This is a genomic window from Syntrophorhabdales bacterium (assembly GCA_035541455.1).
In the GTDB taxonomy this organism is placed as follows: domain Bacteria; phylum Desulfobacterota; class Syntrophorhabdia; order Syntrophorhabdales; family WCHB1-27; genus JADGQN01.
This window is the reverse complement of the sequence record DATKNH010000100.1, coordinates 1-14,976: the sequence shown is the minus strand read 5'-3', so window position 1 is coordinate 14,976 and position 14,976 is coordinate 1. Positions and strand designations below refer to the sequence as shown.

14 protein-coding genes are annotated in these 14,976 nt (G+C 51.9%); 1 reads left to right on the top strand and 13 read right to left on the bottom strand.

The features are described 5' to 3' along the window. From murC to rpoD, 12 genes are all read right to left on the bottom strand, one after another. Window positions 1-1,346 (bottom strand): UDP-N-acetylmuramate--L-alanine ligase (murC, locus tag VMT71_10500; protein ID HVN24389.1); only part of this gene is annotated, 1,346 nt, incomplete at its 3' end. Next, the gene (gene murG / locus VMT71_10495; protein HVN24388.1) at window positions 1,336-2,412 is read right to left on the bottom strand and encodes an undecaprenyldiphospho-muramoylpentapeptide beta-N-acetylglucosaminyltransferase; all 1,077 of its coding nucleotides are present in this window, start codon (window positions 2,410-2,412) and stop codon (window positions 1,336-1,338) included. The genes murC and murG, both read right to left, overlap by 11 nt. Then, the gene (locus VMT71_10490) at window positions 2,409-3,191 is read right to left on the bottom strand and encodes a hypothetical protein (GenBank protein ID HVN24387.1); all 783 of its coding nucleotides are present in this window, start codon (window positions 3,189-3,191) and stop codon (window positions 2,409-2,411) included. The genes murG and VMT71_10490 overlap by 4 nt, the downstream gene beginning before the upstream one ends. Then, a complete protein-coding gene (gene murD, locus VMT71_10485) occupies window positions 3,188-4,555 on the bottom strand; it encodes a UDP-N-acetylmuramoyl-L-alanine--D-glutamate ligase (GenBank protein ID HVN24386.1) in 1,368 nt (455 codons plus the stop codon). The genes VMT71_10490 and murD overlap by 4 nt, the downstream gene beginning before the upstream one ends. A 28-nt stretch (window positions 4,556-4,583) precedes the next feature. Further along, complete coding sequence (gene mraY, locus VMT71_10480) at window positions 4,584-5,660, bottom strand: phospho-N-acetylmuramoyl-pentapeptide-transferase (protein ID HVN24385.1); 1,077 nt, start codon at window positions 5,658-5,660, stop codon at window positions 4,584-4,586. Then, complete coding sequence (murF, locus tag VMT71_10475) at window positions 5,661-7,019, bottom strand: UDP-N-acetylmuramoyl-tripeptide--D-alanyl-D-alanine ligase (protein ID HVN24384.1); 1,359 nt, start codon at window positions 7,017-7,019, stop codon at window positions 5,661-5,663. Continuing rightward, window positions 7,006-8,487: a UDP-N-acetylmuramoyl-L-alanyl-D-glutamate--2,6-diaminopimelate ligase gene (locus VMT71_10470; GenBank protein ID HVN24383.1), complete on the bottom strand. Its 1,482-nt coding sequence runs from the start codon at window positions 8,485-8,487 to the stop codon at window positions 7,006-7,008. Before VMT71_10470 ends, murF begins: the two co-directional genes overlap by 14 nt. Then, window positions 8,454-9,392 (bottom strand): hypothetical protein, encoded by a 939-nt coding sequence (locus tag VMT71_10465; GenBank protein HVN24382.1) that lies wholly within the window; start codon window positions 9,390-9,392, stop codon window positions 8,454-8,456. The genes VMT71_10470 and VMT71_10465 overlap by 34 nt, the downstream gene beginning before the upstream one ends. Then, a complete protein-coding gene (locus tag VMT71_10460) occupies window positions 9,389-9,709 on the bottom strand; it encodes a cell division protein FtsL (GenBank protein ID HVN24381.1) in 321 nt (106 codons plus the stop codon). The genes VMT71_10465 and VMT71_10460 overlap by 4 nt, the downstream gene beginning before the upstream one ends. Further along, window positions 9,706-10,587 carry a 16S rRNA (cytosine(1402)-N(4))-methyltransferase RsmH gene (gene rsmH / locus VMT71_10455; GenBank protein HVN24380.1) on the bottom strand — a complete coding sequence of 294 codons (882 nt, stop codon included), beginning with the start codon at window positions 10,585-10,587 and terminating at the stop codon, window positions 9,706-9,708. Before rsmH ends, VMT71_10460 begins: the two co-directional genes overlap by 4 nt. After that, window positions 10,587-11,036 carry a division/cell wall cluster transcriptional repressor MraZ gene (gene mraZ / locus VMT71_10450; protein ID HVN24379.1) on the bottom strand — a complete coding sequence of 150 codons (450 nt, stop codon included), beginning with the start codon at window positions 11,034-11,036 and terminating at the stop codon, window positions 10,587-10,589. The genes rsmH and mraZ overlap by 1 nt, the downstream gene beginning before the upstream one ends. Window positions 11,037-11,228: 192 nt before the next feature. Then, on the bottom strand, window positions 11,229-12,746 hold the full coding sequence (gene rpoD / locus VMT71_10445; protein ID HVN24378.1) for an RNA polymerase sigma factor RpoD: 1,518 nt from the start codon (window positions 12,744-12,746) through the stop codon (window positions 11,229-11,231). 656 nt (window positions 12,747-13,402) lie between these two features. Between rpoD and VMT71_10440 the strand changes: the two genes are divergently transcribed. Beyond that, a complete protein-coding gene (locus VMT71_10440) occupies window positions 13,403-14,500 on the top strand; it encodes an aminotransferase class I/II-fold pyridoxal phosphate-dependent enzyme (GenBank protein ID HVN24377.1) in 1,098 nt (365 codons plus the stop codon). A 296-nt stretch (window positions 14,501-14,796) separates the two neighbouring features. Here the strand turns inward: VMT71_10440 and VMT71_10435 are convergent. After that, window positions 14,797-14,976: hypothetical protein (locus tag VMT71_10435; protein ID HVN24376.1), on the bottom strand; the 180-nt coding region annotated here is incomplete at its 5' end.

The window sequence follows — 14,976 nt, the reverse complement described above, 5'->3', positions numbered from 1 at the left end:
AGCCTCTCACCTATCTTGTAAAGGTCGCCGGCACCGAGAGTAATAACCAGATCACCCGGAGCCACCATGCGGAGGATCGTCTCCGCGACGTCATCTTTGGTTGGCGCAAAGAGTACGTTCTTGTGACCGCTCTTGCTGATGCGCTCTGCAAGCATGCTTCCAGTTATGCCCTCTATCTTCTCCTCGGATGCAGCATAAATGTCGGTGACAATCAGCACATCGGCCTCGTTAAAGGATGTCACGAACTCGTCGAGAAGAGCCTTGGTCCTCGTATACCGGTGCGGCTGAAAAGCAGCCACCACCCTTCCCTTCCAGATGTCGCGGATCGCTGCAAGCGTTGCCTTTATTTCCGTTGGATGGTGACCGTAATCATCTACCAGGGTCCAGTCGTTCTGCCACTTCAGCTCGAGTCTCCTGTGAATCCCTGCAAAGCGCCTCAGCGCTTCCTGCACCGTGGAGAAGGGGATGTCGAGTTCAATAGCCACCCCTATGGCTGCAAGCGCGTTGACGACGTTGTGGATACCCGGAGTGGCAAGCACTGCTTCGCCAAGCTCCGAGCCTTTGTAGGTGACCCTGAAACTGGTTGTGAAGCCTTCCTGCTTCACAACCTCAGCCCTTAAATCCGCCTGCTTGGAAAGGCCGTATGTGATGTAGCGGCGCTTCAGCAAAGGGATCACGCTCTGAAGGCCCGGGTTGTCGATACAAAGAATAACCAGACCAAAGAAGGGTACCTTATTGAGGAACCTGACGAAGGCATCCTTGATCTCTTCTATATCCTTATAGAAATCGAGATGCTCCAGGTCGATGTTCGTGGCGACAGCCAGCGTGGGGAAAAGAAGGAGGAAGGAGCCGTCGCTCTCGTCGGCCTCCGCGACAAGGTATTCGCTTCCCCCGAGCTGCGCGCTTGTGCCGAGGCTGTTGAGTCGTCCCCCTATGACACATGTCGGGTCAAAGCCTGCCGCATCGAGAATGGAAGCGACAAGAGAAGTGGTTGTTGTTTTGCCGTGAGCGCCTGCGACCGCGATACTGTACTTCATCCTCATCAGCTCAGCAAGCATCTCGGCCCTTGGTATCACCGGTATGAAACGGCTCTTTGCGGCTTTCACTTCCGGATTGTCAGACTTGACCGCGGAAGAGACAACGACCACGTCCACCTGTGTCACATTGTCTTCCTTGTGACCATAGAATATCTCGGCGCCGAGAGAAGCGAGCCGTTCGGTGGTCTCTGTTTCCCTGAGGTCGGAACCCGTCACCTTGAAACCGAGATTGAGCAGTACTTCGGCGATACCACTCATCCCTATGCCACCTATGCCTATGAAATGTATCTTTTCGATTTTACGAAACATTGGTTGCCATACCTTTAAGTATCAGTTCTTCAGCATTCTCCACGTAAATTGTCCCCATGCTTTCCGCCATTCTCGCGCGCAGCTCCGGGTATTCATAAAACTCTTTCAAAATCGAGTTGAGCCGGTCCCCGGAGAGTTCGTCGTTGCCTACTACGTAAGCACCGCCGATCTCCTCCACGTACGCCGCGTTCTTCCACTGGTGAGCTCCGGCCGCATACGGGTAGGGCACAAGTACAGCCGCCTTCTTGAAATAAGAAAGCTCGAAGATCGTTGAGGCGCCCGCGCGCGCTATAACTACATCCGAGAGGCTGTAGTATTTCTCCATCTCATCCGTGAAAGGGAATACCTCGTGCGGAATCTTCACGGTGGCATATGCCTCTTTTACCTTCTGGTAATCATCGTTTCCGGTCTGGTGGTATATGGCCGTGTTCTTGTAGGACTCCAGATAGGGCAGAAGCAGGAGCACTGCCTCGTTGATGCTGCGCGCGCCGCGGCTTCCGCCGAAAACGAATATGTTGAAAAGATCGTGAGTACCGCCGGCAGCGGCCAAAGCAGAGGCGACTCGCAGCTTTTTTCGGACGGGATTACCCGTGTGAAGCATACTGCCTTTCAGGTAATCTCTCGTCTTTGAAAAACTGATAAAGGTCTTGTCTGCGATGCGGCAAAGCAACCTGTTCGCAAGCCCCGGAACCACATTCTGTTCATGAAGAAAGCGCGGCACACGCATAAGAAAGGCCGCTATCATCACGGGCACGCAGGTGAAGCCACCCATGCCGATGACCATATCCGGCTTCTCCCGGCGCAGAATCTTTATGCTTTGCACGACACCTCGCAAGATGCTGACTATTGTAAAGGCTTTCCGGGTAAAACTCTGTCCGAGAAAGGGCTGCGCATCTATCTTGAGCAGACGGAATCCCCGCTCCGGGATCACAGCTCCCTCCATGCCCCGCGAGGTGCCCACAAAAAACAGCTGGTTGGCACTGTCTGCCGCCATGAATGCTTCAGCCACGGCAACGCCAGGAAATATATGACCTCCAGTACCGCCTGCAGCAATGAGCAGCTTCATGACCCTTTCTCCCCTTGGAGCATCACGCCCGTAAGCGGGGCAAGAATCAGCAGGGCAGCGATCGGTTGATACAGCAACAACCCCTTCAACGAGAACCCTACGGACATGAGAAGGTCGATAGACACATAGAGCAGACCGAAAAAGGCGATGGTCCATACGGTACCGGCTTTCCTGACAAACCCGATAAAGGTGATAAGAAGAAGAAGGAAGCCGGTTCCGAGCATAAGGTAGCGCTCGATGCCGACAAGCTCCAATCCTGAACCGTAGACGGTCATTCTCTTCGCATACAAGACAGCAAGCATTACCACCACGTATGCCCCTGCCAGCGGAATGAGCTTGGTACGCTGCATGATGAACAAAAAGAGGACGATTGTGATTGAGAGAGGCAGGAATATCTCGACGCTCCGGACCAGTATCAGATTCAAAGAGACGGAAATGAAGAGGAGGGACAGGGCAAGAATCTCTTTGTAGAGTCCCTTCCCTTTTTCACTGATCGTTGCCACGTAGAGACTCAGACTGAAGAAGGCGAGAAAGATGGCGACGAATCGCATGATCGAGTTGGCCCTGAGTCCGGGGTAGAGAACAAGGCCGGCAGACAAGGCAAAACAAAGAACGATGAGGGGATACTTGGCGCCGAGCACATACTTGGAAGGCGCCTGAGATACCATGAATGAGACGGCAACCGCAGCGCAAAGCAGAAGCGTCTTAACCACGTTCATATCGCGGAAAAGGCTGTAAAACAGAAGGCAGGAGAGCATGAGCAGCAGTATTCTCTTCACAGCGCCTCCACGATGCGTCTGAATTTATCGCCCCGCTCTTTATAGTCTTTGAACATATCAAAGCTCGAACACATTGGAGAAAAGAGAACGGCTTCGCCGGATGCGGCCATGGCAAATGCCTTCTCCACTGCCTCCGAGAGGCCTGCAACTACCTCCGTCGGCATGTAAGACGCCAATTCCTTCGCTATCTTCTCTCTTGCGTCACCAAAGAGCACGAGCCCTTTGATTCTATCTGATAGCTCGGCGATTGTCTTGTAACTCCCTCCCTTATCCTTACCGCCAGCTATAAGAATGACGCGGTTGGTCATGCTTTCCAGGGCCCTTCTGGTGGCGTCAACATTCGTAGCCTTCGAGTCATTGTAAAAACGGATGCCATTCTTCTCTCTCACAAACTCCATGCGGTGAGAAAGTCCCTTAAACTTTTTGAGAGCCTGCTCTATCATAGGCCGGTCAATACCATAGATATGACACGTGAGAAGCACCGCAAGCAGGTTTTCGCTGTTGTGGATACCGACAAGCGGAGAAAGATCGCGCCTGTATCTGAATTCTTGTCCGCTCAGGCGCACCACCAGAGCATCTCCATCCAGAAATGCTCCTTCGGGGAGGCTCATCCTGGTTGAGAAGTAGAAGGAGCGCGCCTTCAGCTTTTTTCTTCCTGAGAGTTCCGCGGTGAGGAACGCGTAATCATCATAACTCTGGTTTTCGAAAAGACGCCACTTTGCGGCGGCATACTCTTCAAAAGAGGCGTAGCGATCCAGGTGATCTTCGGTGATGTTGAGGAGAATCGCAACATGCGGCCTGAACTGCTCTACAGTCTCAAGCTGAAAACTGCTGATTTCTGCTATGACGAAACGCGCCTTTTGCCCTTTCAGTACGTAATCGATAAGGGGCTTCCCTATATTTCCGCCGACAAAGACGTCCTTGAACGCGGCTGTGAAAACTTGCCCCAGGAGAGTCGTTGTCGTTGTCTTACCGTTTGTGCCCGTGACAGCTATGATAGGCTCCTTTATGAATCTGGATGCCAGCTCAATCTCCCCTATAACTCTCGCTCCCCTGGCACGCGCTTCCGCGAGGAAGGATAGATTGGTGTCAACGCCGGGGCTGACGAGAATCATCTCATGATCGACAAAGTCATCCTTTATGTGGGATCCAAAGTGACCCACATACGGTGTCCCGTTCAGGTCTGCCAGCGATGCCGTGAGCTGTTCCTTGCTCTTCAGATCGGTAACGGTCACTTTCTTACCAAGACTCCCCAAGAACTTCACCAGTGAGACCCCTGTTTTCCCAAGACCCACAACAAGCACACGGTCGGGAATATCGGCTACCGTTGTGAGTTTCGAGTTCCGAGTTTCGAGCTCACCCATGGTTATCCAACCCGTAATGATTTCTGTCTCATCTCAATTTCAGCGTCGTTATTGCTATCAGCCCAAGTATCACCGACACAATCCAGAACCTCACCACGATCTTTGCCTCATTCCATCCTTTCAATTCAAAATGATGGTGTATGGGCGCCATCTTGAAAACCCTTTTCCCCCGACACTTGAATGAGAGTACTTGAATGATCACCGAGAGGGTCTCGATTACAAAAATACCGCCGACGATAACAAGGAGGATCTCCTGCTTTATTATCACTGCCATGGTGCCCAAACCTGCCCCCAGAGCCAATGAACCGGTGTCTCCCATGAAAAGCTCTGCAGGATGCGCATTATACCAGAGGAATCCCAATCCCGCCCCCAGCATCGCTCCGCAGAGTACGGTCAATTCACCTGCACCCCTCACATAAAATATCTGAAGGTACTGGGCAAACTTTACATTGCCTGCAAGATACGCAAAGAGAAGAAAGGTGGACGTGACCGTAAGGACCGGACCGATCGCGAGGCCATCCAGCCCGTCCGTGAGATTCACCCCGTTCGATGCGCCCGCTATGATCAAAACACAGAGCAGGATGTAGAAAACGCCCAGGTTTGGGGCGACGTTCTTGAAAAAAGGCACGGTGAGCTGCGGAAGAAACCCTGACTCCGAGTATATGATCACGCTGATGATCAGTGCAAAAAGGATCTCGAGGAGAAACTTGGTTCTTCCGGGCACACCCTTGCCGCATCTATTCTTGAGCTTTCTCATATCATCGACGAATCCGATCGCGCCGAATAGAACCAGGGCCGCAGTCACAGCCCAGATGTACTCGTTTCTCAGATCCGCCCACAGTAAGGTGGGGATGATGGTTGCAACCAGGATAACGAAGCCGCCCATGGTCGGGGTGCCTCTCTTGGTCTCGTGTCGCTCCGGGACGTCCTCTCTTTTTTCAGTCTTGATGCGCAGCTCGTTCAGCTTTTGAATGAGCCGGGGAGTCAGGAAAAAACTTATTATCAGCGCACTCAGAATAGCGAGCACCGTGCGGAACGTGATGTACCTGAAAACGTTGAATGCGCCTATGTACGTGTGGAGAGGGTAGAGGAGATAGTAGAGCATCTAGAGCAGCTCCCCTACGACTTCGTTCATTTTCATTGCTCTCGACCCCTTCACCAGTATGAGATCGTCTTCCCTCACCAGGGCAGCGGCATATGCAATGAGCGCTGCCTTGTCATCAAAGAACTTCGCGCGGCCGTTATTCATTTCATCATAGGCGGCTCTCGCAGCTTCTCCAAGAAAGAGTATGTTCGAAAGGCTGCTCTTCTTGAGAAAGCGGCCCAGTTTCCGGTGGTACTCCGCGTTGTCCTCTCCCAGTTCCTTCATTTCCCCGAGGATTGCGATCTTTTTTCCTCTGCAAGGCAGCTGCTCCAAGGTTTCTATGGCCCATTCCATGGAAGAAGGGTTTGCGTTGTACGCGTCGTCGATAATCGTATAGCCTTTTTTCGATGCAACAGCCTTGAAGCGGCCCGGGTACGGCTCAAACGTGGCCACTTTCTCCCTGATCGTCTCACCCGGCACACCGCAGAGATGCGCAATGGAGGCGGCCGCAACGATGTTATACAGATTATGCATACCGAGGAGGTGCGCTGTAGTTTTCACTTTTTCGCCCTGCAGGGAAAGCTCAATCTCAAACCCGCCAAGGCCTTTCGACTCCTGCGTGGACAGCATGAAATCTGCCCGGGCTTCTATCGCGTAGGTGTAGGAGCGACGCACCGGTTTTTCGGCAAGGGTCTTCAGATTGGGATCATCAATATTGATCAGGATAGTTCCACTCTCTTTTGTGCGCTCGAAAAGACTCGCTTTTTCTCTGAATACACCGGCTATATCACCTAAGCCCTCGAGATGAGAAGCATTGACATTCGTGATTATCGACAGGTCAGGTTCAACCAGATCAGCAAGCGCTGCTATTTCTCCGGGATGATTGGTGCCCAGTTCCAGTATGCAGTATGCAGGCTGGTCAGCTATGGAGAGAATGGTCTGGGATACGCCGATATTGTTGTTATAATTCTTCTCGTTGTACGCGAGAGAAGCGAACCCGGCCATGATGTGCGCAAGCAGTTCCTTCGTTGTGGTCTTGCCGTTGCTGCCGGTAATTGCGACAAACACACCACCGAGCTGCTTCCTTTTATAGCGTGCAAGATCAAGCAGGGCCTTCGTCGTATCGTCCACCAGAATGATCGTGCCACCAGACCCGGCGCATGCCGATTCACGATCCTTCTGGCAGAGGCATCCGGCTGCGGATTTGGCATATGCTTCGCGCGCAAAGACGTGTCCATCAAAACGGGGCCCGATCAAAGGGACAAAAAGGTCGCCTTTCTTGATCGACCTCGAGTCGATCGAGATCGACGTAAACTGATCCTGTTCACGATTGAGCAGCGTACCCTCTACCGCCTTCAGAACGTCCTCAAGCTGCCACATGAAGCCACTCCTCTATCACTTCCCTGTCACTGAAGTGAAAGGTTTGTGTACCGATTATCTGATAATCTTCATGCCCTTTTCCGGCCACAAGCAGCACGTCATTGGTGGTGGTGCTGCGGATCGCCTCACCGATGGCTTCCCTTCGATTTTCGATAACCCGATATGAATTGTTCCCGAAACCCTGTTGTATGTCGGCTATGATCTTGATAGGGTCCTCACTCCTCGGGTTATCAGAGGTTATGATGGCGAAGTCAGCCAGATCCGATGTAATCCTCCCCATGAGAGGCCTTTTCGTTTTGTCTCTGTCGCCTCCGCAGCCGAACACGACTATCAGGCGGCCGGCGCAGAGTCGTTTCAATGTCTCCAGGGTTTTGCGCAGCGCGTCAGGCGTGTGGGCGTAGTCGACGAAGATGGGAATTCCTCTCGCGTTCTCCACGCGTTCCAGCCGGCCTGGTACCCCCTTCAGCGCTTCCAGGCCCTCGATTACCGCGTCGTGCGCTATGCCTGCGGCGTGACCAAAGAGAGCTGCCGCAAGGATATTTGCAACATTGAACAGGGCGACAAGCCTCGACCGGATGACGAGCTCTTTTCCCATGAGGGAAGCAGTGATGGTCAAGCCGCCGATCTCTTCTTTGACCGAAGTCGCAAACGCGTCTGCATGTTCACGCAGACTGTAGGTGAAGTTCGTAATTGGGGGACTGCAGACGAAGTCGCGTGCGTTCGGATCGTCCTTGTTGAGTATCGCGTATTTCTTCTCCTTAACGCTCTCCACGAGGTACTCATGGAAAAGTCTTTTCTTTGCCGCCTTGTAATGTTCGAAATCCAGATGGTAGTCAAGATGGTCATGGGTAAGGTTGGTAAAGATAGCGCCGTCAAAATCGATGCCCTCGACCCTTCCCTGATCGAGCGCATGGGAAGAGACCTCCATGACCGCGGAGCGGACACCCGCCTCTCGCATCCTGCTGAACAGCCGCTGAATTTCCGTGGACTCAGGCGTCGTCGTCTGTCCTCTTACCACAGTGCCATCGTACCGGTAAGAAATGGTTCCCATGACGCCGACCGGCTGATTAGCTGCACGGAGTATAGACTCGATCAGATAGCTCGTAGTTGTCTTACCGTTGGTTCCGGTGATCCCGGTCACATGCATATCCCTCGACGGGTACCCGAAAAATCTCGCCGCCATCCTTCCAAGCAGAGTGCGCACGTCACGGATCACCACCAGGCACGGAAAATTGCCGCTCAGTTCAGCGTCCGAAATCACCACAGCCGCGCCTTTTCTCACAGCCTCTTGTACATAAGGCTTACTTGTTTCGGTGGCAAAAAAGATGAAGCCCTCCTTCACTTCTCTGGAATCCTTTGTGATACCCGTAACGTTCTCCGGCATAAGCCCTTTTACAGAAACGACAGGAGCATCACCTAGGAGCTGTGCGAGCCTCATTCTCCAGCCAACCTCCCGTATACCGCGCATTCCGAATCACCTTTGAGCCTCTCGAACGGCTTCGGTGACTGGTCAACGACAACACCGTTGCCGTGCACTTTGATTTTAGCAGTATGCACGACGAGTCTATCTATGGCCACTTTTATTGGAAGACCGCTGAGGTTCGGCATGCGCCATTCTTCCTCCTCTTGATCCTTGCGCATGCGCCCTGCTTCCGTTGACGTCACAAACTGAAAACCTTCCTTGTTCCTGATCACGCCACCCTGGGCAAGCACAACCGGGAACAGATCAATGCAATCTTCCTGAACGAAACGATTGTACATGGATAGAAGCTTTTTCTTTTCGACTATATATCCTCTTCCCAGCATCATATCCTCGGGACTGAGGTCAGCCTTGATGTCAACAGCCTCCTTCTTGAAGAACTCTTTCAGTCGATTTTTCCCAATTAATGTGACGAGAGATTTCAGACCGTCTTCATCTTGCTGTTTTAGTATATCGAGGGGCTTTAACCAGATACTATTTTGCCCAGTTTTTTTTGAAAAAATCAAAGCGTCCCGGTCGACCCAGCCCTCTCGTACCGCATAGCAGGTGACAGGTATCGAGATGAGGAAATGCGGCTCAATCCCCGATGCATTCTTCATGGCTGTCGGGAGTGGCGCTTTGACAGCCGGCGCGGCGCGGGTACCGGCCTGGTGCGTCACCGCCTGAGCGGGCGGAGGGGTCGCAACTTTTTCAATGATACCCTCGACAGTGGGGTCTGCGGACAGGTTCCGCTCGGCCGATCCCTGGATATCCTGAGCGTGTGTCGACCTACCGGTTTTCACTCCGATCCTTTTCATGCTCAGTTTTTCCGGAATTCTGAAACCTACAGAAACATAAAGGAGGCAGACGACAAGATAGACTGCCAGCGCTCTCCTGTTGGTCCCTTTGTTCATCTGAGAACAAGTACCTCTTCCTCTTTGGGTTTCTTCAGGCCAAGCCTTTCTCCGGCGACAAATTCAACGTAGCCCTTCTGTGTGATGGCGAGAAGCTCCATCTTGAGATTGGTGTTGATTTCCGCTACTCTTTTCTCTTCAGTCAATTTTTCCAGAAACGTCAGCTTGGTCTCGTCATACGCTTCTTTAACGAAGAACGAGAGAAACCCAAAGCAGGTAAAAGCGACCACCAGCACGACGACAAGCAACGGTAAAGAAGTTTTGTTCACCTGTTTCCTGATCCCGCCCTTTATCGCGATTTCTCGATTTCTTTTCATAGCATTCCTTCCTGAAGTTTTTCTGCTATGCGGAGCTTGGCACTGCGTGATCTCGGATTACGAGCGATTTCGACCCTGCCCGGCCGTATCGGTTTCTTGGTGAGTACGTTCAGTTCAGTTGCTGACCTGAACATCCCCTTTACCATTCTGTCTTCAAGAGAATGAAAAGATATAACGCCGACCCGCCCGCCTTGCGTAAGCAGGTCGATAGCGGAAGTCAACCCTGTCTCCAGGTTTTCCAGTTCTCTGTTGACTTCCATGCGCAGTGCCTGAAACGTCTTGGTAGCGGGATGTATCTTCCCTGTGCGGCGCACGACCCGGGCCACCACATTGGCAAGCTGTCGAGCCGAGTTTATCGGTGCCTTCTTTCGCTCGGCGATTATCGCGCGGGCGATCTGCGCTGCTTTCCATTCCTCGCCGTACTCGGCAATGATACGTTTGAGCGCGTCATGAGTATATGAATTAGCCACCCGGAGGGCAGTCAATTCCTGGCGTCGGTCCATTCTCATGTCGAGTGCGTTTGTATCGTTAAAGCTGAAACCCCTCTCCCCTTGCAGTTGGAACGTGGAGACGCCAAGATCAAACAGTACGGCGTCGACGGATACTACCCCGTCGTCGCTCAAAATCTGTTTGAGTGCGCTGAAGTTTGCCCTTTTCAATGTTACCCTGTCCCCAAAGGGCTCCAGGCGTTCCCTCGCGGCCGTGATAGCCGTATCATCAAGGTCGAAAGCATAAGCCCTCAGGTTAGGATATGCCGCCAAAATACCGTATGTGTGGCCTCCACCTCCTGCCGTGGCATCCACGAACAGCCTGTATTCCGGCCGAATCAAGCTTTGTACAACTTCGTCGAGAAGAACGGGTATATGAGTGCTGCCCATCAAAGTCCGAGATCTGAAACTATATCCACCATCTTCTCGTGGTCGGACGTAGCTTCTCTCACTATCTCGGCCCAAGCCTCATCAGCCCAAATCTCTATTTTTTTGTTCATCCCGACGATCACTACATTCTTCTTAATGGCCGCGTAGCTCCGCAGGGACTGCGGCAACAGAATTCTGCCCAGCCGGTCAATAGGACATTCGGAGGCGCCCGAGTAGAAGAACCTCAGAAAAGCTCTCGCCTCCTTCTTAACAGAGCCGGCGTTGGTGATACGCTCCTGAACTTCTACCCATTCTTTTTCCGGGTAAGCAACGATGCATCCGTCAAGGTTGGTGAGAATCAGTTTGAGGTCATAATTGGCTGACAAGATCTCACGGAACTTCGCAGGTATGCTCAATCTGCCTTTATCGTCTATCGCATATTCAAAGCGTCCGGAGAACGTGTTTCCCACTTTATAACACTCCTTCCCACATAATAGCCAATATAGCGGCACCCAGCTGTTTTGTCAATATCTTTTTGGTGTTTTTTTCTTTTATTTTCGAGAGGCTAGCAAGGAAAAAGGTGGAGCGAAAACCAACCGCAAAAGAAAAGGCCCCGGACTGCCTTGCGGAGCACCGGGGCCTCGATTCACAAGCCTTTGTCTTTATTCCAGAAAACTCTCCAACCGCTTCCTTCTCGATGGATGCTTCAGCTTTCTCAATGCCTTTGCTTCAATCTGACGGATGCGCTCGCGTGTGAGGCCGAACACATCCCCCACTTCCTCCAAGGTATAATCGGTCTTTTCACCGATTCCTAAACGCATCCGTATGACCTTTTCTTCCCTTGGGGTGAGTGTGGACAGGACCTTATCTATCTCCTCTTTGCAAGAAATCCCAACGAGCTCTTCAAAAGGAGAGGGCGACTTGGGGTCAGCGATAAAATCACCTAGCTTGGAATCGTCATCGCCGATCGGCGTCTCTATAGAAACCGGCTCGTTGGAGACCTTCATTATTTTCCTGACTTTCTCCAGGGGCAGTCCTGCTTTGTGCGATATCTCTTCCAGCGTGGGTTCTCTGCCCAACTCCTGATAGAGGGAAATGGTCACCTTGGTGATTTTGTTCATCGTTTCCAGCACATGCACAGGCACTCGTATCGTGCGTGCATAATCGGCAATGGCGCGTGTAATCGCCTGACGAATCCACCACGTGGAATATGTGGAGAACTTGTAACCTTTCTGATAGTCGTACTTTTCCGCGGCCTTCATAAGGCCCATGTTGCCTTCCTGGATCAGATCGAGAAAAGAAAGTCCTCTGTTGAGATATTTCTTGGCGATGTTGATGACCAGTCTCAGATTTGCCTTTATGAGCCTGTTCTTCACCACCTTGAGATCTCGTTCGATCCGCTCCATTTCAAGCAGGTTCGTCTTGGTAATCTTGCCTTCTGCATCGTCCATGAACTTCAAACGTTTGACGATTCTCCGGGTAATCTCTTCAAGGACCTTCTTGTGGAGGTTCAGGTTACCCGATATCTCCTCCATCTTTTCTTCCACAGCCTTCTTCTTCTTTTCCAGCTGCTTCTTCGTAAAGGGATCAGTTTTGCGCATATCCTTTTTCAGTTGCTGCCTCTTTTCAAACTGGCTTTTCAGAGCGCTGATCAGGGTGACGGTCTTCTTTTTGTACTCCTCTTCATCCTTCTTGGTGAAATTCATTTCATCGATGTTCTTCAGTATATCGATGATGTTGACCGCGCTCTTCTTAATCTGGGCAGATAATTCCTGCAGTTCGGCTATGGCCTGGGGCAACTCAAAAAGCAGTCCCCTGATCTTGCTTTCCCCCACTTCGATCCGCTTGGCAATGTCGTATTCCTCTTCTGACGTAAGAAGCGAAACCCGCCCTATGTCCTTGAGGTAGGCCCAGATGATATTGTCGGTCTTTTCCGCTGGAAATCGCTCGGTTTCTTCCCACTCGCCGCGCTGCTCTTCCTCCGGCGCCTCGATCTTTTCCTTCATCGTGTCCACAACGTCAATGTTGGACTCCGACAGGAAGTCGAATATGTCTTCAATGTCTTCAGGAGAGACAATGTTCTGGGGTAAAAAGTCGTTGATCTCGTCCGGGGTTAAGTATCCCTTTTCCATCCCGATATCGATGAGAGTCTTAACCTGATCATAGTTTTTTATGCTCATGTACTTTTCTCCAAAATGAAAAAAAGCCCCCTTTCCGGTCGCTAGGGGCGCCAATTTCCGTGACAGGTTGTCTCCTTATTGTGTTGCCTGCAGTTTCCAGTGAATAGATTATAATCATAACCTGCTGTTTGTCAAGTCGGTTTTGCGCCGAATATGAGTCCAAATTCTCCTGATCCTGGCCACGTGTACCCGCCAGGCTCCCACAATTTTGTATCCAAAAAATGCCCAGATTAGGTTATCGGATCAGAGGAGAAACCCCATAAGCCATAGTAGCACACAAATCTTGGAGCACCGTTCATATCCACGTACAGACGGGATAAAAAGATGCTTGACAAGAAAATGGGCCCGTGGTAGAAGAAGTGCCATGCTGGGTCGTCCGGAAACAAAGGAATTGAGAAAATGGTGGTGGTGGACTATCGATAGGATGTAAGGCTGCCGCCGCGAAATTGGCCATGAGCGGTCTCGCATCGCTCATGGCCATTTTTTTGGGCCCTGAGTTGTTCGACCTCATGGCCCTTTTTGTTTCTTTCTGCGGGTGGATCGGTAAGCAAGTAATGCGGGCGAAGAGCAGACGTTCTTAGTTGCGGGAGCGGGTCGCAGCATGATAGATTTCAGCGACCCGGCTCCCCGGAAGCCTGAAAAGGAAGGTGTAAATAATGTGGCTGTCAAACCGCGTGACAAGACTGAGACCATCAGGAGTCAGGAAAATATTCGACCTCGCGCGCCAGGTTAAGAATCCGGTCGACCTTAGTCTGGGAGAGCCTGATTTTGATATACCGGAGAACATCAAAGAAGAAGGCATAGCGTGGATACGAAAAGGGTTCAACAAATACACACCCTCCGGCGGCATCCCTGAGCTGCGGGAAAAGCTTCTCCGCTACCTCAAGGACAAAGGCATTTTCTGTGAAGATGTCATTCTGACCCCCGGAGTCACGGGCGGTCTTCTCCTCGCTCTTCTCGTCACTATGAATCCGGGAGATGAAATTGTGATCCCGGATCCTTATTTCGTGCTCTACGAGTACCAGGTGCTCCTTCTCGGCGGCAAGCCCGTTTTTTTTGACACCTATCCTGATTTCTCTCTCAGAGAAGAGGCATTAAGAGGGGCTATCAGCGACCGGACGCGCGTGATCCTGATCAACAGCCCGAATAATCCCACCGGTACCGTCTATTCGGGACAGGAGTTGCAGATGGTGGCAAGGGTAGCGCGGGAGAGGAATCTTCTCGTCTTTTCCGATGACATTTACCACGCCTTCAATTACGAAAGTGACGAATACCGCCACTATTTCGGCCAGTATTACGATGGATGCCTGACGCTTGGCGGCTTCTCGAAGGATTGGGGAATGACAGGCTGGAGACTGGGCTATGTGGCCGGCCCCAAAGAGATCATTGACAGCATGGTCACCATGCAGCAATACGTCTTCAGCAGCGTCAACTCGGTAGCGCAGAAGGCTGCGCTTTTTGCACTGGACTACAAGACTGACGCGCTGATAGAAGCATATCGCAAGAAGAGAAACCTCATCTATGAGGGCCTCAAAGACAGGTACAACGTTGTGAAACCGAGAGGTGCGTACTATATCTTCCCGGAAGTGCCCGGCGGTGACGGTGACGCATTCGTGGAAGAAGCGTTAAGGCGGAACCTCTTTATTATTCCAGGAAGCGTTTTCTCCAGCCATAAATCTCACGTGCGCATTTCATTTGCCGCGTCTGAAAACGCTATAGAAAAGGGCATCGAAATCCTCCGCTCGATGGCGTGAAAGCATTTAGGCGAAGGCCGGGCGGACCTTTTCTCCGCTCTCTGGCGCTCCGAAAAGATCGCCCGGCCTTCGCATTGTGTTCTGGTTGATGACGACGAAGAAACCGCAAAGTTTAGAAACGATTGATGTAAGGCCGAATTTCGATGCATAACGTTGCCACCCGCGAATGAAGGGCTTGTCACCCGCGGGTACCCGGCTAAGACAGTGGGCATATCGCAGGCGCACCTTGGGGTACGTCGAAGCAGGACAGGCCGATGGGCAACGGCGTTAGGCGCGAAAGGCAGCCTTACATACATCTACTGCTTGCCTTCTTTCAGCCGCTTCTCGTAAGCAGCCCGCACTTCTTTCAGCTCCTCCGGCGAGCGGCAGATCTGCTCAGCCTGTATAGCCTGCACGTTCTTCATTACCGCGAAACCGTACTTATCACTGTAGGCGGTCTCACCCCACACCACATCTTCGACCACGGCGTGGTCCTG